Genomic DNA, 23,791 nt, shown 5'->3' with positions numbered 1-23,791 from the left:
CACCCGCTTGTATCGGGTATAAATATGCAAGCTAAGCATTGATATGCAGTCGAAAATTGAGTGTAAGACATAGAAAGCTTGGCATAAAAACATGATACATTCCCTTAGACAGTCGAGAGATTGACTTGCGAATATTCAAGAAACCAAAGGGAAGTTGATAAATCAAAACAATAAAATGAGAAAACACAATGAAAAGAATGTTAATTAATGCCACGCAAAAAGAAGAGTTGCGTGTAGCCCTCGTTGATGGGCAAAGATTGTTCGACTTGGATATCGAAAGCCCAGGACACGAACAGAAAAAAGCTAATATCTACAAAGGAAAAATTACCCGTGTCGAGCCAAGTTTAGAGGCTGCATTCGTTGATTATGGTGCTGAACGTCACGGTTTCCTCCCATTAAAAGAAATTTCCCGTGAATACTTCCCACAAGGTTATGTATTCCAAGGCCGCCCAAATATCAAAGATATTATTCAAGAAGGGCAGGAAGTTATTGTTCAAGTGAGCAAAGAAGAGCGAGGCAATAAAGGTGCAGCATTAACCACCTTTATCTCCCTTGCGGGCAGTTATCTTGTCTTAATGCCAAACAATCCTCGTGCAGGCGGCATTTCTCGTCGTATTGAAGGCGATGAGCGTTTAGAGTTAAAAGAAGCATTAGATTGCTTAGATGTGCCAGAAGACGTAGGACTTATTGTGCGTACCGCGGGTGTTGGTAAATCACCTGAAGAGTTGCAATGGGACTTAAAAGTGCTGTTGCACCATTGGGAGGCTATCAAGAAAGCGGCTGAATCTCGCCCTGCGCCATTCTTAATCCACCAAGAAAGCGATGTGATTGTACGTGCAATCCGTGATTATCTTCGTCGTGACATTGGTGAGATCTTAATTGATAGCAAAAAAGTATTTGAGAAAGCCAAAAATCATATCCGCTTAGTTCGCCCTGATTTTATTAACCGTGTTCGTTTATACGAAGGCGAAGTGCCGTTATTTAGTCATTATCAAATTGAATCGCAAATCGAATCAGCATTCCAGCGTGAAGTGCGTTTGCCATCAGGTGGATCAATTGTGATTGATGTCACTGAAGCATTAACTGCAATTGATATCAACTCTGCGCGTGCAACCCGTGGGGGGGATATCGAAGAAACGGCATTAAATACGAATTTAGAAGCGGCAGATGAAATTGCTCGCCAATTGCGTTTGCGTGACTTAGGCGGTCTAATTGTAATTGATTTTATTGATATGACCCCTGTGCGTCACCAGCGCGAAGTAGAAAACCGTATTCGTGAAGCGACTCGTCAAGACCGTGCGAGAATTCAATTTGGTCGAATTTCTCGTTTCGGCTTGCTTGAAATGAGTCGTCAGCGCTTAAGCCCATCATTAAGTGAAGCATCAAGTCATGTTTGTCCTCGCTGTCAGGGTACGGGTAAAGTACGTGATAATGAATCCATCGCACTTTCAATTTTACGTTTAGTCGAAGAAGAAGCGATTAAAGAAAATTCAGCACAAATTCACAGTATTGTGCCAGTACAGATTGCAACGTATTTACTTAATGAAAAACGTAAAGCGATCAGCGATATTGAAAAACGTCATGATGTACAAGTGATTGTTGTACCAAGTGAAAGTATGGAAACCCCGCACTTTAGCGTTTATCGCCTACGTGAAAATGAAATTGTGCCAGCACTTAGCTATGATTTAGCGAAGCGTTATCAAGATCGCCAAGAAGAGCAAATGCCGCACAGCCATTCAGATGAAGCGTTAGTTACTCGCAATGAACCGGTGATCACAGTTGAAAGCGTGCTACAAAATGCGGAATTAAATATTCAGCCAGCACCAACGCCAGTTAAACCAGCTAAGCCATCGCTACTGAGCCGTTTCTTTGCGGCAATTAAAGGTTTCTTTACTGAGGAAGAAGAGAAAGCGCCAGAGAAAAAACCGCGTAATAAAACACGTAATCAGCGCGATCGCCGTAATCAGCGTCGTGAACGCCCAAATCGCGAGCGTAACCCAGAACGTAATGAGCGTAATGCTGTGCAAGCGGTTAAAAATGAAGAAAAATCTGCAAATATTAGTGAGCCGAAAAAGCGTCGTGAGATTGTGGAAGAGATTGCTGGTAGCTCACCGCAAGCCGAGCAACAAGCAAAAGTAGCAGAACGCCGTCAGCGCCGTGAACTGCGTAAAAAAGTGCGAATTGAAGCAGCACCAGCGGTGGATGCAGGAGTAGTTGAACCTCGTGTTGAAAAAAATGAGCTAGAGACGACATCTGTCGCACCGGTAGCAAATGTTACGCTTGCCGAAGTCGTGATTCCTGAGGCAAAAGCCGATACATTGGAAATGAAGGGCGAAAATGACAATCGTGAAAATGGACGTCGTAGAATGCCACGTCACTTACGAGTGGGTAATCAACGTCGTCGTGAGCGTCGTGAAACAAGCCAAGTTGTCGCGCCAATGCCATTAACGGCTGCTGTAATGTCGCCAGAACTGGCTAGTGGTAAAGTTAGTGTTGCCTTAGCGAATACAAAAGTAGAAGAGAAACCGAGTTTCTTATCTGTTGATGAGATGCTGCAGCAAGAGCAAGTTGTTGTTACAACAGCAGAAACAGAAAACGCGACACATCAAGAATCTGTTCAGCCTTTCGTTGATTTCGTCACTCAAGGTACAAACCGTGACTTAGTGAAAGAAAACAAAGAGCGTAAAGAGCAAACTCGCGAACAAACGGATGAGCATGTCACAAAATCGGTAAAACCAGAAATGCCAACTGCACAACCATTTGGTTTAGTGGTTAGTCAGCCGAGTACTCGTGATTTAGTGAAAGAAAACCATGAGCGTCGTGGTATTCCAGCAGGAAGCGCAAATTCTGTGGCGACTCAGACTGTAGCAGACACAGAACTTGCACCAATGGACATGCCAACGTCCACTTACCAAAGTGAATACCAATTTAGCGGTAAACTTGGCACGGTGTCTCGTGTAGAACATACTACCGCAGAGAAAACCTTGGCTGCAGCGCCAAGTGAAGAAATCCATTTAGTTCAACTACATGAGTGGCAACATTCAAAATACTATTTCTTCGGTAAAGGCTTTGGTGGGCACACTAGCGCAATGAGCCATGTTTATTCGGTTGCGAGACAGCCTGAGTAAAATTCATGCAAATGATATGGTTCGAATGAACTATTATTCGAACCATTACTCTAAGACTAGTATTTTTTATACTTTAATAAGGACTCTTTTTTATGAAAAAATCACTCTTAGCATTAGTATTCGGTGCAGCATTGACATTAACTGCTTGTGATCAAGCAAAGGAAACAGCAAAAGATGTTAAACAAGCTGCAGAAGCCGCAACAGCAGAAGTAAAAGAAACTGTTGCTGAAGCAAAAGATGCCGTAGTAGAAAAAGCAGGAGAAGCCAAAGCTGTTGTTGCGGAAGCTAAAGATTCTGCAACAGCGAAAGTGGAAGATGTGAAAGAGGCTGTTTCAAATGCCGCAACAGAAGTGAAAGAAGCGGCGGTTGCTAAAGTTGAAGAAGTAAAAGAAGTAGCAACTAATGCAGTGGCAGATGCAAAAGAAACGGCAGTTGCGAAAGTTGAAGCGGCAAAAGAAGCTGCAACTAATGCGGTAGTGGATGCAAAAGATGCAGCAACAGCAAAAGTTGAAGCAGCAAAAGAAACTGCAACTAACGCAGTGGCAGATGCAAAAGAAGCGGCAGCAGCGAAAGTTGAAGCAGCAAAAGAAACTGCAACTAGTGCAGTAGCAGATGCAAAAGATGCTGCAGCAGAGAAAGTTGAAGCAGTTAAAGGTGCTGCAACTGATGCGATGAAAGCAGTAAGTGATAAAGCAGAAGAAGTAAAATCTGCGGTAGAAAGCAAATAATTTTAACTTGAAATAAGGCGTAGATAAGTTTCTACGCCTTTTATTTATGAGGATAAAAATGAGAAAATCACTGTTAGCATTGAGTGTATTGGGCTCAGCAGTTGCGCTTACTGCTTGTGATAACGGAAAAACCGAACTGCAAGCAGAAGTACAACATCTTAAAGCACAATTAAGTGAGCTACAAAAAACAAGCGATGAGAAAATTGCAGAAATCCGCAAAGAAGCTGAAGATGAAATTGCAATAGCCCAAAGGTTAGCGGATGAAAAAGTAGCGGCTGCACAGAAAAATCTTGAAGAAAAATTAGCAAGCTTACAAAAAGAAGTAGAAGCTGCTAAAAAAGAAGCAGAACAAGCACGGAAAGAAGCAAATGAAAAGAAAGATAAACTTTCTGACGCTCTAAATGGTTTGAAAGAAAGTTTTGGTCATTCTATGAATGAGGCAAAATCAGCCGTTGCTGATAAGATGAATAGTTTCGGCAAAGTGATTCAGAATGTGGCATCAGAGTTACAATCTGATGATAAAGAGATAGGTAAAATGCTTGAAAAAGCGGTTTCTGATGTGAAAAAAGAGTTAGCGGCAGATGCTGCTACATTAGAAGCAAAACCTGAAACAAAAAGTGAGTAGTCCACATACATTGCCCGCTTTTAAGCGGGCTTCATTTAAAGTATCAAAGCAACCTATTTTGCTAATTTAATCAACACGCCACTTCCTGGTATAAAGGAACTTGCTGCTTCAGCAGCAATATCAATAATCACTTCTTTAAATTTCTCATTAGATAAAAGCTCGATATTTTGCTCATTTTCGAGTCGCTCCCCATTTACGGCATTAATACGCATATAAACAGTTTCTTGAGTCGATTTTTTATAACATTTGAAAATATGTATTGGCACTAAATAAAGTTCAAATTTACGGTAACGAATAGTATCACTAATAATTCTGTGTGATTTTATTTCAGCCAATAATCGTGTATTAATTTTTTGTACCATATCTACTTTTGATAGAGCAGGTTTAATTAATTTATCATTATCTAAAGCAAAATCATATTTTTTGGGCTTAAATTTATTAATGAAATGGTTATGAAAGTTTTCGTCAGTCAGACCATTTTCATTATCAAATATTTGTGAAAGAATATTTTCTCGTACACAGCTTTCAGTAAATTTTAAGGTAATATTACCATTATCTACTGAATAAGAGGCTAATTGCATAGAATCATCACGAATAATACTGATGTTTTTGGCATCTGTATTAGAAATAGTGATTTTCTCTTCCCTATTATATTCATATTCAGTATGGCGTTCAGCCATAATTTTCCAGTAAGATTTCAAAAAACAACCTTCATAAGAAATATCAATATCATCATTTTCTTGCGAGGTATTCTTATTGACAAAACTTTTAATAAATTTTGTTGTTCTATTTTTGAGCATATCCAGTTTGCCAAAAGCTTCTTCTTTTAGCTTGGTTGCTTCGTTAATAGCTGCATCTTTACTGTAAATTTCTTTAAATTTAAAAATTTCTGTGGGAGGAATGGCTTCAAATTGTGTTTGCGTTGGAATTTCTGTTAAAGACATTTTCATATTCCTTAATATATTAAAGCGGTCGAAATATTGTAAATTTTTACAAAAATCCGACCGCTTGTTTATGGATTACAGGGCTTCAATTTCTTGATATTGCTGCTGTAATTTGGCAAGTCCGTCTAAGTAGCCTTGCATTTTTTCACGCTCTTTGGCGATAACTTGCTCAGGAGCTTTGGCAACAAAGGCTTCGTTTGAGAGTTTGCCTTCAATGCGAGCCACTTCACCTTTGAGTTTATCCATCTCTTTGGTTAAGCGTGCGAGTTCGGCTTCTTTGTTGATAAAGCCTGCCATTGGGATCAAGATCTCACCATTTGCCACCAGTTTTGCCACCGATAGCGGGGCGTTCTCGCCATTTTCCAGCACTTTCACGCTATCGAGTTTTGCCATTGATTTGAGCAATACTTCGTTTGCATTCAAAATAGCGATTTCGTCTGCTGAGAAGTTACGGGCGATTAAATCTAAGCCTTTGCTTGGGGCAATGTTGCTTTCTGCACGAATGTTACGCACTGCTACAATCACCTCTTTGATGAAGTTGATTTGTGCTTCTGCGGTTTCATCAATGCGTGTAGTATCCACTTTCGGGAATGCTTGAAGCATAATGGTATCCGCTTCAATACCCACAAAGCCTTTCACTTTCTGCCAGATTTCTTCAGTAATAAACGGCATTACTGGGTGGATTAAACGCAGGAGTTTTTCCAATACATTTACCAGTGTGCGGCTTGCACCACGGCGTTGTGCGTCTGTGCCTTTGAAGAAAATTGGTTTGGTTAGCTCTAAGTACCAGTCGCAGAATTGATCCCAAGTAAATTCGTAGATCGCATTCGCTACTAAGTCGAAACGGTATTGGCTGAGTGCGGTGCGGAAAGTTTCCACCGTGCGGTTGAATTGGCTTTCAATCCAACGATCGGCAAGGCTAAATTCCACTTCACCTTCACTTAAATCTAACTTATCGTTAGTCAGCACATAACGGCTGGCATTCCACAGTTTGTTGCAGAAGTTGCGGTAGCCTTCTAGACGTTTCATATCCCAGTTGATATCTCGACCGTTGCTTGCTAATGCCGCAAGGGTGAAACGTAGGGCATCGGTACCGTGTGCAGCAATGCCATCGGCAAATTCTTTGCGAGTTGCTTTGGCGATTTTCTCGGCAAGTTGTGGCTGCATCATATTGCCAGTGCGTTTTTCCAACAGATCGTCAAGGGAAATACCGTCAATCATATCAATCGGGTCTAATACGTTCCCTTTTGATTTGGACATCTTCTGCCCTTGTTCATCACGGATTAAGCCCGTTACATACACGGTTTTGAACGGCACTTGCGGTTTGCCGTTTTCATCTTTGATGAAGTGCATCGTAAACATAATCATACGAGCGACCCAGAAGAAGATGATGTCGAAACCGGTAATCAGCACATCGGTTGGGTGGAACATTTTGAGTTCTTTGGTTTGCTCTGGCCAGCCGAGTGTCGAGAACGTCCATAAACCTGATGAGAACCAAGTATCCAGTACGTCTTCATCTTGTTTTAATGGTAAGTCCGCAGGCAAGTTGTGTTTCGCACGCACTTCCGCTTCCGAACGTGCCACATACACATTGCCTTGCTCGTCATACCACGCCGGAATGCGATGTCCCCACCAAAGTTGGCGAGAGATACACCAGTCTTGAATATCACGCATCCAAGAGAAATACAGGTTTTCGTACTGTTTCGGCACGAATTGGATTTCGCCGTCTTCCACCGCTTTGGTAGCGACTTCGGCAAGCGGTTTTACGCTCACATACCATTGATCGGTGAGCATTGGTTCAATCGGCACACCCCCACGGTCGCCATACGGCACTTTTAAGTCGTGCGGTTTGATTTGATCTAACAGACCAAGAGCTTCAAAATCCGCCACAATTTTCTTACGAGCTGCAAAACGCTCTAAGCCTCGGTAGTCGGCAGGAATTGGCGCAGCATAGTCGGCAAGCGGTTTACCGTCTGTGCCGATAATTTCGGCTTCTGCACGAATATCGGCATTTAAGGTCATCACATTCACCATCGGCAAGCCGTGGCGTTTACCCACTTCGTAGTCGTTGAAATCGTGGGCAGGGGTGATTTTTACCACGCCCGTACCGAACTCACGATCCACATACTCATCGGCAATAATCGGGATTTCACGGTTAGCAAGCGGTAGGATTACGCTCTTACCAATCAAGGCTTGATAACGCTCATCTTCAGGGTGAACCGCAACCGCAGTATCACCCAACATCGTTTCAGGACGGGTTGTTGCCACCACTAAGTAATCTAAGCCGTCAGCGGTTTTCGCACCGTTGGCAAGCGGATAGCGGAAATGCCACAGCGAGCCTTTGCTCTCTTTGTTTTCCACTTCCAAATCAGAAATCGCAGTGTGCAGTTTCGGATCCCAGTTTACAAGGCGTTTGCCACGATAGATCAAACCTTCTTCGTGCAAGCGAACGAATACCTCTTTCACCGCATTAGATAAGCCTTCGTCCATTGTAAAACGCTCACGCTCCCAGTCAATTGAGTTGCCTAAGCGGCGCATTTGCTGGCTGATTGTGCCGCCCGAATAGGCTTTCCAATCCCAGATTTTATTGATAAAGGCTTCACGCCCGTAATCGTGGCGGGTTTTCCCTTCTTCCGCTGCAATTTTACGCTCCACCACCATCTGAGTAGCAATCCCGGCGTGGTCAGTTCCCGACTGCCACAGGGTGTTATGCCCCTCCATACGGTGAAAGCGGATCAGTGTATCCATTAAGGTCTGCTGGAAAGCGTGCCCCATATGCAAACTCCCCGTCACATTCGGCGGCGGAATAGCGATACAGTAGCTTGGTGCTGATAAGTCTTCGCTAGGCTTAAAATAGCCTTGCGATTCCCAGTGTTGGTAGAGCGCTTGCTCTACGGCGGAAGGGTTAAAACGGTCTTCCATTGTGAATTGTTTTGTCATTGGTTTTTCTCTTTGTTATCCATTGAATGGTTGCCATTCAAGTTTATTTAAATATGGAGATAATTCTTTTAATAGTTCATCTGTATCAATATATTTGAAAGGATTTCTCTGACTATTTGTCATTTTTTGCCAAAATTCAGGAATGTTAATTCTTGCATAAGAACTAATACCTATACATTTTCTGTTGCTATCATTAGCTTTAACAACCGAATTAGATAATTTACAGAGCATAACTGCAGTACCTTGTTCAGCATCATATGTTGCCCATTCTTGAGTTAAGCAACGAGTTAATACTGCATATTCCAAATGTTCTGCTCTTGACTGATTTACTATCCACCAACCAAGACCACCATCTTCCATAATTTCACCGAAACTTTTTCCGCCATAAATTAGAATAGATTCGCTCATATATAACTCCACTTTTGCAAAATTTTTCTTAAATCCAACCGTTTTGTCACCCCACTTATTTAAGCACCCGTCAGAGACGGGTGCTATCGTTGGTATTTTACAAGCGGTCTGTTTTGAGAAGTTTTTTGCAATATTTTTCTTAAACCTAACCGCTTGTCACCCCACACGAGCCGTGTGGGGTTAGGCATAGCCGAGCCACGCTGTGGCTCTTTATTCTTTTCAAGCTTCAGCCCCCGATGGCGCTCGCCTCTGACGAGTGCCTATTTATTTAAGCCCCCGTCAGAGGCGAGTGCTATCGTTTGATATTCTACAAGCGGTATGTTTTGAGAAGTTTTTTGCAAAAATTTTTTAAATCCGACCGCTTGCAACCCCACACGAGCCGTGTGGGGTTACGCATAGCCGAGCCACTTTGTGGCTCTAAGTTACAGCTCCAAAGGAGCTGGGATTATCGAGCCTAGCACGGCTCGTGCTAGGTGATTTCCAATGCATCACGCAAAGTTGATTTGCCCGCACCATTCGTACCGCAGTAGAAAATCGCTAAACTATTGTGCATATTTGATCACTTTTTCCGTACCGTCAGGATAATGCTGAATCAAATCTCCATTCTCACGGCGGTAAGTCAGCACTTCGTGTTTTTTCTTTTCTTCAAACCAAGCAGTGAAGAGAATATCTAGCTCTTGTTGTTTCCTAAGTAGTTCTTCTTTTGAAGTCATCACCTATTCCCCTTGCTCTTCATCAGGAGGCTGCCCATCGTGCTTTTTCCAAACACATTCGTCCATTCGCATTTCGCTGAACAATGCCGTAAAAGACGAATGTTCTGGGCTGCACGCATATAAGCCGAAGCGGATTTTGTCTGTGGCTTTGTTCAAATGGCAAATACGAATTTGGGCAAAATGTACTCCGTCTTGGGAACATTCAATCCGAAAATCGTCTTTTCTACGGCTTAGACGATACCACATCTGTTTGATATTTAAGCCGATTTCGGTGGTTGCCCAATCCGAGTAGCCATTATTGGTGACTACCGAGCCTAAATGCTGAAACTGTTCATTTTCATATTCAACCGATGCTTTAAGCCAATTTTCACTATCTAGGTAAAGCACTATACCGCACTGATCAAAACGTTGTTTTGAACTGCTGAAATCGGTTTTCACGACGAAAGAAAAGTACGGTTCCGCAGTTTCAAATTGCAACATTGGAGCATTATCATTTTGAAAATGGTAGTAAGTTTTCTGCCACAAATCGGTATGCGGTTCTGTGGTGATTTCTACTGAATTTTCTGTGATAACAAACTGTTTTGGTGGGTTGAGCCACTGTAATTTTTGTGTATCAAACATCATTTTTCACCATATCCAAATGCGGTATCCCATCTTCCAAATACACTTCTGAAACCGCTTTAAAACCAAAGCCTTCATAGAACGCTTGCAGGTAACTTTGGGCTTGAGCGTGGATTGGCTGATTGGGAAAATGTGTACTGCAATAATCCATCGCTTTTTGTACTAATTCCCTTGCCAAGCCTGAACCACGATTTTCTTTCGCCACCAACACTCTGCCGATATGTACACCATCATCACTTGGAATTAGGCGACAGTAAGCGGTCAGATTATTTGCATTTTTTGCAAAGAAATGCACCGCTTGTAAATCGTTGTTATCCACTTCTTGGTAAGCACAATTTTGTTCAACCACAAATACCGCCGTGCGAGCGTAGTAGATCTCAAACAGCTCTAATGAACTTAATTCAGCAAATGTTTTTGCGTGCCACTGCATTAGGCATTCTCCGTGCTTAATTGCCAGCCCATTTGGCGATATTGTTTATAACGTTCACGAGCAATCGCTTTTTCAGCTTCATCGGTTGGTACAAAATCAATTACTTGATTAAAACTGGCAATAAAATCGGGGATTTGGCGTTGCAAGCTAATCAAAACATCTCGGCGTTGCGCATTACGTTTGCCTGCCCATGAGATTTCAATCGGGGTTGGGTAGGGAGTGCTTTCGCCAGATAAATTATGTGGAATAAAATCGTCGGGATTTCTTGCCCAAAGCGCATCATCAATTTGATAGGCTTGTTGTTCTGTTTCACAGGCAATTAACACTTTTTTGCCAGTTCGCCATTGTTTTACGGCTAAATTACATGCCGATTCAGTTATACAATCTTGGCTTAATAGGTAAAAAGTTACTTGTTTCACGCCCGTTATTCCCAATTATCAAAAGTCGGCTATTTTAGCTGAATAATGCTGAAATTAAAACAGAATGCGGCAGTTTATCTGAGAAATAAGTATAAGGAATATTTAGAAGAATTAGAAAGTGGTGGGCGATACCGGTCTCGAACCAGTGACCCCCTCCTTGTAAGGGAGGTGCTCTCCCAACTGAGCTAATCGCCCTTCTCTCGAAATGAAAATCGATATGAAGTTTATGCCTTAAGTCTAAGTGGTGGGCGATACCGGTCTCGAACCAGTGACCCCCTCCTTGTAAGGGAGGTGCTCTCCCAACTGAGCTAATCGCCCACTTGAGACTTAAAACAAAGGGATATAAACCGAGAGTGGTGGGCGATACCGGTCTCGAACCAGTGACCCCCTCCTTGTAAGGGAGGTGCTCTCCCAACTGAGCTAATCGCCCACATCGGCTTAGCTATTACGACAGCACTTGAAAAGTGGTGGGCGATACCGGTCTCGAACCAGTGACCCCCTCCTTGTAAGGGAGGTGCTCTCCCAACTGAGCTAATCGCCCGTCGCAATGGGGGCGGATTATAGAGATTTGGAAAAATCTCGTCAAATGATTTTTTCAAAAAAATTATTTATTCGGCGGAATTTTCGCCCATTTTTATAAAATTCTGTTAAAATCTCGCCTTTCGTCTGCAAGGAAACATTATGCCATTTCTTCTTTTTATCTTCGGCTTTTTTCTCTACATCTATCTAGAAATTTCGTTATTGGTTTCTGTTGGTTCAAATATCGGAGTGTTACCAATGATTTTGCTGATGGTAGCAATTTCGGTGGTCGGTTTATGGGTGTTAAAGGCTCGTGGTATTTTTACGGCGTGGCAGATTAAAAAACAGCTTGGTGAAGGCAAAATCCCAACTCAGGCAGTTTCATCGTCCATCCTGTTTTTGATTGCTGGCATTTTATTGATTATCCCCGGTTTTATCAGTGATTTTCTTGCGGTACTAGCTTTGTTGCCCTTCTCTCGCAAATTTATTGAAAAACTGGCGAGCCGTTTTATTGCCAACAAATTTAAAATTTTCTCTTTTGGCTCAACGGCTTACACGTCTCAATCGCAAGGCACAACCTTTGATGCGGAATTTGAGCGTAAAGCTGATGACGATAAAAGGATAAAATAGTGAATAAATACTCTCTTGCATTGCTGAAAGTCCACGGTACTGCGATTTTCTTTGGGCTTTCTGGCGTATTTGGTGTATTGATAGAAAGCTCATCTGAAGCACTTACTCTTGGTCGGGCGATAATTGCTTTTGCATTCATTGCTTTGTATTTTTTATTCAAAAAGCGACCGCTTACCAAATTAACTTATCAAGAAAAATTAATGCAATTTGTAATGGGAGGATTGCTCGCTTTACATTGGATTAGCTTCTATTTAGGTGTAAAAATTGGCGGTGTTGCGGTTGGTACGCTTGGATTTGCGAGTTTCCCTGCTTTTACTGCGTTATTTGAAATGTTATTTTTTCGGGAGAAACCCCGAGTAAGAGATTTCGTGCTATTGATTGCCATTTCATTCGGTTTAATTTTGATTACACCAGCGTTTGAATTTGGTAATCAAGTGACACAAGGCTTACTTTGGGGCATTTTCTCCGCTTTTTCCTATGGCGTGCTTGCGGTAATGAATCGTCACAGTGCAACTAAACTTTCAGGTGTAGAAAGTAGCTTATGGCAATATCTTGCGATTATGCTGATTTTATTACCGTTTTATAGCGGTGAACTCTTCTTTGCAAGCCTTTCCGACTGGTTTTGGATTGGCTGTATCGGCGTATTTTGCACCACTTTTGCCTATACGCTTTATGTTTCTAGCCTTGATACGATTAACGCTCGCACAGCCGCAATGATTATTTCGCTTGAACCCGTGTATGCCATTTTGGTCGCTTGGCTTTGGTTTGATGACGTACCAAGTTTAAAAATGGTTTTAGGTGGTGCTTTGATTATTGGAGCGGTAGCGTGGGCAAATTTGAAAAAATAGTTCTATTTCACAAACAACGTCACACTTTCCAAATGCCCCGTATGCGGAAACATATCAATCATTGCGGATTTTTCAATACGGTAGCCATTAGCGATCAGTTTTTGGGCATCTCGCACAAGCGTTGCAGGGTTGCAGGATACATAGACGATACGGCTTGGCTTGAGATCGCAGAGGTGATCTAAGCAAAATAATGCTCCGTTGCGAGCAGGGTCTAATAACACCTTGTCAAAGGATTCTTTCGCCCAAGTCTGATCGATGAAAGGCTGATCGAGATCAGTTCGGTAAAATTCGGCGTTTTTGATACCGCTTGTTTCAGCATTTTGGCGAGCCTGAATAACCATTGGCTCAACCCCTTCCACGCCCACGACTTTTTTCGCTTGTTGAGCAATTGGCAGGGTGAAATTTCCCATTCCACAAAAGAGATCTAAAACGCGTTCTGATCCTGACAAATCAAGCCAATTTATCGCTGTTTCGACCATTTTAGGGTTTAATTCACGATTAACTTGAATAAAATCTCGAATCGAAAAATGCAGCTTTAAGCCTTGAATTTCGTAATAAGGAGCTTCACCCCGCCACTGTTCAATCAGATCTTGTTCATACATGACAAATAGCATTAATTGATGGTGTTCGGCAAAATCTCTTAGTTTTTGCTGATCACGAGGTGCAATTGCACCAATGTGGCGTAATAACAGAGCAATGCCATTATCCGCTTGCACAAGCTCTAAGTGCCCAAGCTGTTTTTTATTTTCCCATTGCTGTAGCAGTATTTGAATCTTCGGCAGTAAAGCTGAAAGCTCGGGCTCCAACACTTGGCATTGGTTGATGTGGATAATATCTTGTGAGCCAGCTTGGCGAAAGCCAATAGCCAGTTGATTTTTTTGTAAAGCAATGCTTAATCTTGCGCGCCGGCGATAACCTTCGCTATTGCCAACAATCATGGGCTGAAAGTCAATGGCTTCAGCTTGTAATTTTTGCAGACGCTGAAACAGTGAATTTTGTTTTGTTTGGCGTTGCATCTCCAATGGAATATGCTGCATTTGACAACCGCCACACTGCGAATAAACTGGGCAGAAAGGGGATTGGCGTTTTGCAGATTTTTGCAAAATTTCGACCGCTTGTGCGTGGCCATACTGGCGTTTTTCTTCTAATACTTTGGCTCTTACGCGCTCATTTGGTAGCGCATTTTCAATAAACCACGTTTTGCCATTTAGTTTGGCAACACCTAAGCCTTGATAATCTAAATTTTGAATTTGAAATACTGGGCAAGCGGTGGTTTTGGGCGATTTTTTTGCCAATTTGTCGGAATAAAACAGTGCCATTGGATTAAATTTGAACAGTGAAAATAAAGCGCGTATTATAGCGGGAAATTGGTAAGAAAGGGGAAGCTTTATGACTGACACAATCTGGACAGCACGTATTTCTGAGAGCCATCAGCGTGAGAAAGATCACCGTTCGCCATTCCAGCGTGATCGTGGGCGGATTTTGCATTCAGAAGCTTTTCGTTGTTTGCAAGCGAAAACGCAAATTCATGCGGTTGGCGAAGATGATTTCTATCGTACACGCCTAACACACTCCTTAGAAGTTGCTCAAATTGGTAGTAGTTTACGTGCAAAATTAGTGGGTGATGTGAGTGGCTTTCAAGCGCTGGCAAAAGAGCAAAAATCTGCAAAAGCGCTAGAAGCGCTGCTGCCTTCTCGTAGTTTAATGGAATCACTCTGTTTTGCCCATGACATTGGGCATCCACCTTTTGGGCACGGTGGCGAAATGGCATTGAATTATAAAATGCGCCAACATGGAGGCTTTGAGGGTAACGCTCAATCATTTCGGATTGTGACACAGCTTGAGCCCTATACCGCCGATTTGGGAATGAACCTAACGCGGCGTACTTTACTTGGCATTATTAAATATCCTGCTTTTCTTGACCAAACCGCGCCCAGAGAGCCGAAGGCGATGCCTGAAAGTCGTTATATCAATTTGCATAATTTTCCGACTAATAAAGGTCTATACCGCGATGATCAGCGTTTTTTTGATTGGGTGCTTGAGCCGCTTTCTAAGGTTGATCGTCAGCTATTTTGTTTGGTGGCACCGAGCGAAAAAGCAAGCTTTCCTAATAAAACGCTCCATAAATCACTTGATTGTAGTTTGATGGAACTGGCTGATGATATTGCTTATGGGGTACACGATTTAGAAGATGCAATAGTCGGTGGCATGGTAACACCACAAACGTGGCAATACGCTGAATATGAATTTGAAAAATGCCAGTCGCAATGGATTAAAAACCGTTTACCAAGTTTGCGAGAAAAACTCTTTTCTCTTCACCGCTACGAGCGTAAAGATGTCATTGGTGCGCTGGTAAATTATTTTGTCACCAATGTGCAGTGGAAAGTGAATGATGCGTTTAGTGAGCCGTTACTTCGTTATAATGCCGAGCTACCAAAAGAGGTGCGGGAAGTGCTAGCTGTACTAAAAAATTTCGTTTACCAATATGTGATTTGTGATGTAAAAACACAGCGGGTGGAATACAAAGGGCAGCGAATTTTAATGGAATTGTTTGATATGCTTTCTGTAGATCCCGCTCGTTTATTGCCAAAGCCTATTGCGGAACGCTGGCAAAATGCGGAAGAGAAACTGCGTCCAAGGGTCATTTGTGATTATTTAGCGAGTATGTCGGATGGGCAGGCATTCAAACTATATCAGACGTTATAATAAACAGCAGCAATGCCGGTGGAGTGAAGACGAGCGCCATCATTATGTTTGAGTGTATTTTGAGCTGTTTTGGTTTGAGTGTTCAGCAATTTTGCAAATTTTTTGTAAAATTAAACCGCTTGCACAATAATTTTAAAGTAAAATGCACGGCTTTTTAGTGCGCCCCAGAAATGGAAAATTTATAGAATGGTTTTAGTTTATCGAAATCTATAGAGAGGATGAACTAAAGCCTATTTTCTTTGCGCGCTGTTATTTTGGAAATACGATTATTTTTGATTGAGATAAAAAATGAATTTTGTAGTTGGACAACGCTGGATCAGCGAAAGTGAAAATAATTTAGGGCTAGGTATTGTACGGGCGGTGGATGTGCGTACTGTAACGATAGATTTCCCAGCCGCAGATGAACAACGCGTGTATGCGGTGGCTGTGGCGCCATTAACTCGCGTGCAGTTTCAGCAAGGTGATACGGTGAGTAGCGCGGAGGGTTGGCAACTTAGCATCAGTGATGTAGTAGAAAATCAAGGCGTGCTTATTTATTTAGGTAAGCGCTTGGATAGTGATGAAGAAGCGGTGCTGCCGGAAACATTACTGGATCACAAAGTGAGTTTTAGTAAACCACAGGATCGTTTATTCTCTGCTCAAATTGATCGTAGCGATCGATTTGCTTTGCGTTATCGCGCATTGCAGCACCAGCAAGCACAGTTTCAATCACCATTGCGCGGATTACGCGGTATTCGCGCAAGCTTGATTCCACACCAGCTGCATATTGCTCAAGAAGTGGGACAGCGTGTAGCTCCTCGTGTGTTACTTGCCGATGAGGTGGGGTTAGGAAAAACGATTGAAGCTGGCATGATTTTGCAGCAACAGCTTTTCTCTGGCAGAGTAGAGCGAGTGCTGGTGCTTGTGCCTGAAAGCTTACAGCATCAATGGCTGGTGGAAATGCTCCGCCGTTTTAATCTCAATTTCTCGTTATTTGATGAAGAACGCTGTGCAGATTTTGACAGAGAAGAGGCAGAAGAGAGCCAAAATCCATTTGAAACGGAAAGTATGGTAATTGCTTCTATCGATTGGTTGGAAAAATCGCCAAAACGTGCCGAACAAGTGCTGGGAAGTGAATGGGATTTAATGATTATTGATGAAGCACACCATTTAGAGTGGAATGAGCAAGCGCCAAGCCTCGCTTATCGTTTTGTTGAACAGCTTGCTGCCAAAATTCCTGCCGTATTGTTGCTGACGGCAACCCCTGAACAGCTTGGGCAAGAGAGCCACTTTGCCCGTTTGAAATTGCTTGATCCAAACCGTTTCTTTGATTACCAAGAATTTGTCAAAGAACAGCAACAATATCAGCCTGTTGCTGATGCGGTTGCAACATTACTCAATGATGCGCCTTTATCCAACTCAGAGCAGAATGCTATTAGCGAATTATTAAGTGAGCAAGATGTTGAACCAATGTTACGCATTATTAATAGCGATGCGGATATTGAGCAAAAACAGGCGGTACGCCAAGAGCTGATCAGTGAACTTATTGACCGCCATGGTACAAGCCGAGTGTTGTTCCGTAACACGCGTCAAGCTGTTAAAGGCTTCCCACATCGTGAGTATCATCAAATTAATTTAGCGATGCCAAAACAGTACGCTAATGCTCTCAAAGTGATGGGCATGATGAGCGGTAAAAAGCTGGAAGATTTGCTCTATCCTGAACGCCTATTCCAACGAATGAATCCGAATGCGGCTTGGTATGATTTCGATCCACGCATTGAGTGGTTAATTACTTTTCTGAAAAGCCATCGAGATGAGAAAATTTTAGTGATCTGTAAACAAGCAGACACCGCCATTCAGCTTGAACAAGCCCTTAGAGAGAAAGAAGCGATCCGTTCCGCTGTGTTCCACGAAAGAATGACAATTGTCGAACGAGACAAGGCTGCGGCTTACTTTGCCGATTTGGAAGAAGGCGCACAGGTGTTGATCAGCTCCAGTATCGGCTCAGAAGGGCGAAATTTCCAGTTTGCTCGTCATTTAGTGCTGTTTAATCTGCCTGATAATCCTGATTTACTAGAGCAGAGTATTGGGCGTTTAGATCGTATTGGACAAAAACATGATATTCAAATTTATGTACCATGCTTTGAACAATCTGCACAGCATGTGCTTGCGGATTGGTATCACAGTGGGTTGAATGCCTTTGAAGAAACCTGCCCAATGGGGGCTGCACTATTCCGAGAATATGCTGAGCAGCTCAATAGCTATCTGCTTGAGCCACAAGCGGTTGAAAATTTCACTGAATTTGCAAAACAGACCGCCAAACGCCGAGAGCAACTGAAAGCAGAGCTAGAGCAAGGGCGGGATCGTTTATTGGAGCTTAATTCTAATGGTGGCGATTTAGCTCAAGAAACGGCAAATGCGATTGCCGAACAAGATAGCGATCCAAAATTGGTGAGTTTTGCACTAAAACTGTTTGATGTAATTGGGCTTGAACAGGAAGATTTAGGTGAAAAAAGCATTGTGATTAGTCCAACAGGGCATATGCTCGTACCCGATTTCCCAGGGCTTTCGGAAGAAGGAAATACGGTCACTTTTGAACGGGAATTAGCCTTAATGCGTGAAGATGTGCTGTTTTTAACTTGGGATAGCCCAATGATTCGCAACGGTATTGATTTAATTACGGCTGGTGATATTGGAAAATCCGCTGTTTCATTATTGGTGAATAAAAATTTACCTGCTGGAACACTATTACTTGAGGCAATTTATGTCGTGGAAGCGCAAGCACCAAAAGGTTTGCAGCTCACTCGCTTCTTGCCACCAACGCCAGTGCGAGTTTTACTGGATAATAAAGGCAACAATCTCGCTGCGCAAGTCTCGTTTACCGGTTTGGAAAAACAGCTGAAACCGATGGGTAAACAGATGGCAAATAAAATTGTGAAAATGGCTCGTTCAGATATTGAGAAATTAATTGCCTTTGGGGAACAGAAAATAGCGCCACTTGCAGAAAATTTAATTATGCAGGCAAAAGCGGAATGTGATCGCAAGTTATCCGCAGAATTACATCGCTTGCAATCGCTCCAAGCAGTGAATAAAAATATTCGCGATGATGAAATTGCAATGTTGGAAAGCATTAAAGCGCAATCGCTTGAACAACTTAATCAAGCAAATTGGCGATTAGATAGCTTGCGATTAATTGTGAGTAATCAAGCATAGAAATTCATCTGAAGTCCTATCAATTAGAGTGTTGTATCTTCAAATTTGGTTTGGAACCTTCAAAAATAGAGATGGCGCAAGCTTCCATGCTTGCGCCATTGTTTTTAGCGGTGAACACTTAATTTTTCTGTACTACGATTTCCCAAGATGCTTCACCTGTTTGTGCAAAGTGAGTGACTGGATAGCCCTGCTCTGCCGCCCACTGCGGGATACTTTCTGTCCCTTGGGTGCAATCAAAAGCAATAAATAACTCATCGCCACTGGCAAGTTCTGCCATTTTCTTTTTTGCCTCAATCAATGGAAATGGGCACACCATTCCGCCTGTTTCTAAATTGTAACGCATAGGATTCTCCTAAAGATTCAAATGAAATTTTGTAAATTATGCAGCACAAGCAACCGCTTGACGTTGTGGACGAATGAAAATGAAATATGTCATGCTCCATGCACCTAAGATAGTGAAAGCCAAAGAGAGCCAGCCTTTGCTACTCATCACCGCGGTAGCCGTGAGTCCGTTGCCGATCGTACAACCACCGGCTAATGAAGCTCCAATACCCATCGTAATACCACCAATAGTAGAGTGATAAATCGTTTTGAGATCAGGCAAACGCCATCTAAATTCATGGCTGCCTTTAGCCGCAATGTAAGAGCCAATGAAAATACCAAGTACTAAGAATACTCCCCAGTTCAAACGTTTTTCATTACCGGTAACAAGGAAATTGACAATATCGGCCGAAGGGGTGGTAATACCTAGCCCGCCAACTCTGCCTGTAGAAGTGCTGGTTACCCAAGCTAAAATTGCAAGTACACCAATAATTACGGCTGCAGCAAAAGGGTGGTAGCGTTTTTCAAAGAGCCAATGGCGTAAACCTGTGTATTTAGGAGCAAGGCTTGCGAGAGCAACTTTAGGACGTTTAAGCCAAGTGCGATAGATGCCATAAACTGTTCCAATTAACAATAAAGCAACTAGCCACCATACTGAGACACCCAGTGTCTCTGCAAGATTTTCATTCACTCTACCATATTGCTCAATGGCTTTTTGGAAATTGTTTAATGCGCCATATTTCATAATGGATGAAAACAGCATATACATTGCAAGTGCAATCCAGCTACCAATTAAGCCTTCACCTGCGCGATACCAAGTACCGGTGGCGCAGCCGCTAGCCAGAATAATGCCGATCCCAAATAGAAATGAGCCAAAGATAACGGCTACCAATGAGAACTCTTTGTAGCTCAGAGGAATGTAGCCCGCTTGTACCAAACCGAGTACGCCGAAGCTTTGTACGGTAATTGCGAGCAGAAATGCGTAGAACATTTTGTTATTTTTATTCAGATACATATCGCGAAACCCGCCCGTCATACAAAAGCGTGTTCGTTGTAATACAAAGCCAAGTAAAATACCGACGCTACCGCCAGCAAAAATTGTCCAAAGCATAGAGCCTCCATGAATCAAAAAATGAACAAGGCAGACTATAGCCAAAGATTTTATAGAACAAAAATAACTAAAAGAATTAATTTATATCGCAAAATAATATAAAAATTAGACTGCTTGAAGCTGACCTTTACATTTTTTACACAGATAAATTCTGCCATTACGCACAATGGCATGATGACGGCGGGTAGAAAGTTGATGAATTTGACAATGGCAACGGTAAGCAAACTGCTTTGCGGCATTCACTGTATCAAAGCAGTGGTAAGTATTGGCAGATACGCCTAGTACATTTTCCATCATAAATTGCCACTCTTTACCATGGGGGCGGACGCGTCCAAAAAGCTGATAAACCAAAATATGTGCGAGTTCGTGTGGAACGACTTGGTTAATGAAATCTAAACCATTTTCTTGAAGCAGAATGGGATTAAAACGCACTTCATTGCGTTCAAGATAGGCAACACCAGCTTTTAAACCCCGCACATTATAAAGAATGTTTGGGGTATGAAAACCGGTTTGGAAAAATGCAGAGGCCTTTGTTAAATCTTGCTTTAAACGACGCTGCACCTGAATTTTTAGTTGAGGGAGAGAGAGCATTAGTTTTTCGGACAATCAATAACATTCCAGTGTTTATCATAGCAGATGTAAAGTTCAGTTTTGCTTGCACCAATATAGGCATTTTTAAGCTGTGGATTGTGCTGTTTCAACCATGCAAAGAGCTCTTTACGGCTCATCGCTTGCTCTGGTAATTTAAGCTGTAAGAATAACTCTTTTTGTTTAGCAAAATAGCTATCGGCAGAATTGAAAGCACAAGCGCCATGTTTTTCCCACTGACCTTGTAATAGGTTAGCGCCCGGAGATTCAGGCATATGTTGTTTAATAAGCTCTTCTGAGAGCGGGGGAAGATCTCCTTGGCAAAAACGTGGATGCTCGGACGGTGAGCGTGCACTTGCTGCTTGAGGCCATAAGCCGTGAATCACCCAGCCAAATTTGTCTGCATTATCGCACTGATAGCGCAGGTGTTTTGGTATATCTCCTTCATTTTTACGTTTTTGTAGTTCACAAAAACTTGGTGACCAAGAAAGAGCCAGCTGGTAATAATCAACCCCTGCTTTTTTATTCTGACCTAAATTGTCGTTTGCCATTACAGTATCGTAGTTACCTAAACTTGTGGGCAATTGGATTTCGCTTTTGCTGGTAGATGATTGTTGCGCTTTTTCTTCATTTTTGATCCAAGTAAAGATCGCAAAGATTAAAATAATGATGATAAAAAGCAGCTGGTTTAAGCTGCTTCTTTTGCTAAGTGGTTGAGAATTATGCTTTTTCATAGCTAGATAAATTGGCGACTGAAGATGGCGGTACTATACCAGCAAGCGGTTAGATTTTGTAATTTTTTTGCAAAATCTAACCGCTTGAAAAAGTTGGGATTATCTAAGGCTTAGATTTGTTATCCATTCGGCTGAAAATCATTGCCAAAATAGGGCCGGAGATATTATGCCAGAAACTAAACACCGCGCTTGGTACAGCAATAAGTGGGTTTGCTTTAAAATGTATTGCTGCTAATGCTGCACCTAAGCCAGAGTTTTGCATGCCAACTTCAATGGCAACGGCTTTACTGTTATACACTTCAAGTTTAAACAGGCGTGCAACCGCATAGCCAATGACATAACCCAAACCATTATGTAGTGCAACCACTGCAAAAATGAGTAAGCCAGACTCAATAATACGATCTTTGCTTACTGAAACCACCGCGGTGACAATCAGCACGATTGCGATAACTGAAACTAATGGCATTATCTGGCTAAACTGCGCGATTTTTCCTTTGAAGAGAGAACGAAGCAGTACCCCGATAAAAATAGGCAATAGCACCATTTGTAAGACAGAGATAAACATTGCGCTTGCATTAATTTCTAACCATTGACTGGCAAAGAGGTAGAATACGGCAGGGGTTAAAATTGGTGCTAATAAGGTTGAGATGGTTGTGCAAGCAACAGAAAGGGCTGTATTGCCTCTAGCAAGAAATGTCATCACATTAGAGGAGGTTCCGCCAGGGCAACATCCCACTAAAATAACACCAATAGCGAGATCGGCGGGGAGTTGGAAAAGCTTAGCCAGTAAGAAAGCAATGCAAGGCATCACTACAAATTGTGCAATAACGCCGATGAATACCGCTTTAGGGTGTCGGGTTACTTCGCTAAAGTCGTTAAAGGTGAGTGTTAATCCCATACCTAGCATAACAATGCCGAGTAAATAGGGGATCCAGCCAACAAAAGTCTGAAAAGTTTCAGGAAATTGAGCGGCAATAAAGGCAAACAGGATTACCCAAATTGCAAAAGTTTTGCTGACAAACTGGGTAAATTTCAATAAAGCGTGCATAGCATTCTCCGAGCAGATAAAAGAGTACAGAATAATCGAAACTTTTCTAAAAATAAACCACTGCTGTTTTTATTCTTTTTGGTTATATTAAATAGATTCTTTGTCCTTAACATTTCTCAAAAAATCAGTACGCTACCAAAACTTCCATTTCTAAATATAAGGTACGGATTATGAAAATTTATGAAGACAACTCACAAACTATCGGTAATACCCCATTAGTGCGCTTAAAAAATTTTGGTCATAATGGCAATATTTTGGCAAAAATTGAAGCTCGTAATCCAAGCTTTAGCGTGAAATGCCGTATTGGTGCCAATATGGTATGGCAAGCAGAAAAGGATGGTATTCTAACTGCAGGTAAAGAGATTATTGATGCTACTAGTGGTAATACTGGCATTGCATTGGCGTATGTGGCAGCGGCGCGAGGTTATAAATTAACGTTGACTATGCCAGAAACGATGAGTATTGAACGCCGTCGTTTACTGCGTGGTTTAGGGGCAACCTTGGTATTAACCGAAGGCGCAAAAGGAATGAAAGGAGCCATTGCGAAAGCCGAAGAGATTCTAGCTAGTGATCCAAATCGTTATGTGATGTTGAAACAGTTTGAAAATCCAGCTAACCCAGCAATCCATGAACAAACAACAGGACCAGAGATCTGGCAAGCAACAGAAGGCGGGGTTGATGTGTTTGTAGCAGGTGTTGGTACTGGTGGGACGATTACTGGGGTGAGCCGCTATTTAAAACACACCCAAGGTAAAGCGGTAGTTAGCGTTGCGGTTGAACCTGCTGAATCTCCTGTCATTACTCAAACGCGTAATGGCGAAGAAGTGAAACCAGGGCCACATAAAATTCAAGGTATTGGTGCAGGCTTTATTCCAAAAAATTTAGATTTATCTTTAATCGACCGTGTTGAACAAATCGATAGTGAAACGGCAATCGCAACCGCGCGCCGAGTGATGGCAGAAGAAGGAATTCTGGTTGGTATTTCATCAGGTGCAGCTGTTGCAGCGGCAGATCGCATCGCGAAGTTACCTGAATTTGCTGATAAAACCATCGTGGTAATTTTACCTTCTGCTTCAGAGCGTTATTTAAGTACATTGCTCTTTGAAGGTTTTGAAGCTTGATAAACCCTTAAGTGATG

21 protein-coding genes and 4 tRNA genes are annotated in these 23,791 nt (G+C 42.3%); 8 read left to right on the top strand and 17 right to left on the bottom strand.

Features of this window, described 5'->3' with window-relative positions; translation table 11 throughout:
* Positions 1-188: 188 nt before the first annotated feature.
* The 3 genes from rne (at position 189) to F542_RS10795 (ending at position 4,481) form a co-directional block, all read left to right on the top strand.
* The gene (rne, locus tag F542_RS08920) at positions 189-3,128 is read left to right on the top strand and encodes a ribonuclease E (protein WP_172635292.1); all 2,940 of its coding nucleotides are present in this window, start codon (positions 189-191) and stop codon (positions 3,126-3,128) included.
* 92 nt (positions 3,129-3,220) lie between these two features.
* On the top strand, positions 3,221-3,856 hold the full coding sequence (locus F542_RS08915) for a hypothetical protein (protein ID WP_015431814.1): 636 nt from the start codon (positions 3,221-3,223) through the stop codon (positions 3,854-3,856).
* A 58-nt stretch (positions 3,857-3,914) separates the two neighbouring features.
* Positions 3,915-4,481, top strand: a complete 567-nt coding sequence (locus tag F542_RS10795) for a hypothetical protein (RefSeq protein ID WP_015431815.1) — start codon at positions 3,915-3,917, stop codon at positions 4,479-4,481.
* A gap of 53 nt (positions 4,482-4,534) precedes the next feature.
* Here the strand turns inward: F542_RS10795 and F542_RS08905 are convergent, their stop codons facing one another.
* From F542_RS08905 to F542_RS08860, 11 genes are all read right to left on the bottom strand, one after another.
* A complete protein-coding gene (locus F542_RS08905) occupies positions 4,535-5,425 on the bottom strand; it encodes a hypothetical protein (RefSeq protein WP_025267357.1) in 891 nt (296 codons plus the stop codon).
* A gap of 75 nt (positions 5,426-5,500) precedes the next feature.
* A complete protein-coding gene (locus F542_RS08900) occupies positions 5,501-8,365 on the bottom strand; it encodes a valine--tRNA ligase (RefSeq protein ID WP_025267356.1) in 2,865 nt (954 codons plus the stop codon).
* 15 nt (positions 8,366-8,380) lie between these two features.
* Positions 8,381-8,773 (bottom strand): hypothetical protein, encoded by a 393-nt coding sequence (locus F542_RS08895; RefSeq protein ID WP_015431818.1) that lies wholly within the window; start codon positions 8,771-8,773, stop codon positions 8,381-8,383.
* A 542-nt stretch (positions 8,774-9,315) separates the two neighbouring features.
* On the bottom strand, positions 9,316-9,486 hold the full coding sequence (locus tag F542_RS11065; RefSeq protein ID WP_015431820.1) for a hypothetical protein: 171 nt from the start codon (positions 9,484-9,486) through the stop codon (positions 9,316-9,318).
* A 3-nt stretch (positions 9,487-9,489) separates the two neighbouring features.
* Complete coding sequence (locus F542_RS08890; RefSeq protein ID WP_025267355.1) at positions 9,490-10,110, bottom strand: DUF1349 domain-containing protein; 621 nt, start codon at positions 10,108-10,110, stop codon at positions 9,490-9,492.
* Positions 10,100-10,537 (bottom strand): GNAT family N-acetyltransferase, encoded by a 438-nt coding sequence (locus F542_RS08885; RefSeq protein ID WP_015431822.1) that lies wholly within the window; start codon positions 10,535-10,537, stop codon positions 10,100-10,102. The genes F542_RS08890 and F542_RS08885 overlap by 11 nt, the downstream gene beginning before the upstream one ends.
* The gene (locus tag F542_RS08880) at positions 10,537-10,956 is read right to left on the bottom strand and encodes a DNA polymerase III subunit chi (protein ID WP_015431823.1); all 420 of its coding nucleotides are present in this window, start codon (positions 10,954-10,956) and stop codon (positions 10,537-10,539) included. The genes F542_RS08885 and F542_RS08880 overlap by 1 nt, the downstream gene beginning before the upstream one ends.
* Positions 10,957-11,075: 119 nt before the next feature.
* Positions 11,076-11,151: transfer RNA gene (locus F542_RS08875), tRNA-Val, on the bottom strand.
* 47 nt (positions 11,152-11,198) lie between these two features.
* Positions 11,199-11,274: transfer RNA gene (locus F542_RS08870), tRNA-Val, on the bottom strand.
* Positions 11,275-11,310: 36 nt separating this feature from the next.
* Positions 11,311-11,386 (bottom strand) — tRNA-Val (locus F542_RS08865).
* Positions 11,387-11,421: 35 nt separating this feature from the next.
* Positions 11,422-11,497: transfer RNA gene (locus F542_RS08860), tRNA-Val, on the bottom strand.
* Between the two features lie 140 nt (positions 11,498-11,637).
* Here F542_RS08860 and F542_RS08855 point away from each other — a divergent pair.
* Positions 11,638-12,105, top strand: coding sequence for an FxsA family protein (locus F542_RS08855; RefSeq protein WP_015431824.1), 468 nt, complete (start codon positions 11,638-11,640; stop codon positions 12,103-12,105).
* Entirely contained in the window at positions 12,105-12,953 is an 849-nt protein-coding gene (locus F542_RS08850; RefSeq protein WP_015431825.1) for a DMT family transporter, read from the top strand. Before F542_RS08855 ends, F542_RS08850 begins: the two co-directional genes overlap by 1 nt.
* A gap of 2 nt (positions 12,954-12,955) precedes the next feature.
* Here the strand turns inward: F542_RS08850 and rlmD are convergent, their stop codons facing one another.
* Positions 12,956-14,272 carry a 23S rRNA (uracil(1939)-C(5))-methyltransferase RlmD gene (rlmD, locus tag F542_RS08845; RefSeq protein ID WP_025267354.1) on the bottom strand — a complete coding sequence of 439 codons (1,317 nt, stop codon included), beginning with the start codon at positions 14,270-14,272 and terminating at the stop codon, positions 12,956-12,958.
* A 70-nt stretch (positions 14,273-14,342) separates the two neighbouring features.
* Here rlmD and F542_RS08840 point away from each other — a divergent pair, with 70 nt between their 5' ends.
* Together F542_RS08840 and rapA are read left to right on the top strand one after the other, a co-directional pair.
* Positions 14,343-15,659 (top strand): anti-phage deoxyguanosine triphosphatase, encoded by a 1,317-nt coding sequence (locus tag F542_RS08840; RefSeq protein ID WP_025267353.1) that lies wholly within the window; start codon positions 14,343-14,345, stop codon positions 15,657-15,659.
* Between the two features lie 288 nt (positions 15,660-15,947).
* Complete coding sequence (rapA, locus tag F542_RS08835; RefSeq protein WP_025267352.1) at positions 15,948-18,851, top strand: RNA polymerase-associated protein RapA; 2,904 nt, start codon at positions 15,948-15,950, stop codon at positions 18,849-18,851.
* A 118-nt stretch (positions 18,852-18,969) separates the two neighbouring features.
* Here the strand turns inward: rapA and F542_RS08830 are convergent, their stop codons facing one another.
* The 5 genes from F542_RS08830 to F542_RS08810 all read right to left on the bottom strand — a co-directional run bounded on the left by F542_RS08830 (position 18,970) and on the right by F542_RS08810 (position 22,653).
* Positions 18,970-19,194: a sulfurtransferase TusA family protein gene (locus F542_RS08830; protein WP_015431830.1), complete on the bottom strand. Its 225-nt coding sequence runs from the start codon at positions 19,192-19,194 to the stop codon at positions 18,970-18,972.
* Positions 19,195-19,230: 36 nt separating this feature from the next.
* Entirely contained in the window at positions 19,231-20,283 is a 1,053-nt protein-coding gene (locus F542_RS08825) for a YeeE/YedE family protein (RefSeq protein ID WP_025267351.1), read from the bottom strand.
* 105 nt (positions 20,284-20,388) lie between these two features.
* On the bottom strand, positions 20,389-20,874 hold the full coding sequence (locus F542_RS08820; protein WP_025267350.1) for a SprT family zinc-dependent metalloprotease: 486 nt from the start codon (positions 20,872-20,874) through the stop codon (positions 20,389-20,391).
* On the bottom strand, positions 20,874-21,605 hold the full coding sequence (locus tag F542_RS08815) for a ribonuclease T2 family protein (RefSeq protein WP_025267349.1): 732 nt from the start codon (positions 21,603-21,605) through the stop codon (positions 20,874-20,876). Before F542_RS08815 ends, F542_RS08820 begins: the two co-directional genes overlap by 1 nt.
* Before the next feature lie 103 nt (positions 21,606-21,708).
* The gene (locus F542_RS08810) at positions 21,709-22,653 is read right to left on the bottom strand and encodes a bile acid:sodium symporter family protein (RefSeq protein WP_025267348.1); all 945 of its coding nucleotides are present in this window, start codon (positions 22,651-22,653) and stop codon (positions 21,709-21,711) included.
* Between the two features lie 170 nt (positions 22,654-22,823).
* Between F542_RS08810 and cysK the strand changes: the two genes are divergently transcribed.
* Entirely contained in the window at positions 22,824-23,774 is a 951-nt protein-coding gene (cysK, locus tag F542_RS08805; RefSeq protein WP_025267347.1) for a cysteine synthase A, read from the top strand.
* Positions 23,775-23,791 lie beyond the last annotated feature (17 nt).

Source organism: Bibersteinia trehalosi USDA-ARS-USMARC-188 (assembly GCF_000521725.1).
GTDB classification, from domain to species: domain Bacteria; phylum Pseudomonadota; class Gammaproteobacteria; order Enterobacterales; family Pasteurellaceae; genus Bibersteinia; species Bibersteinia trehalosi.
Note: the sequence above shows the minus strand (reverse complement) of the source record. Positions and strands in the feature narration are given on the sequence as shown.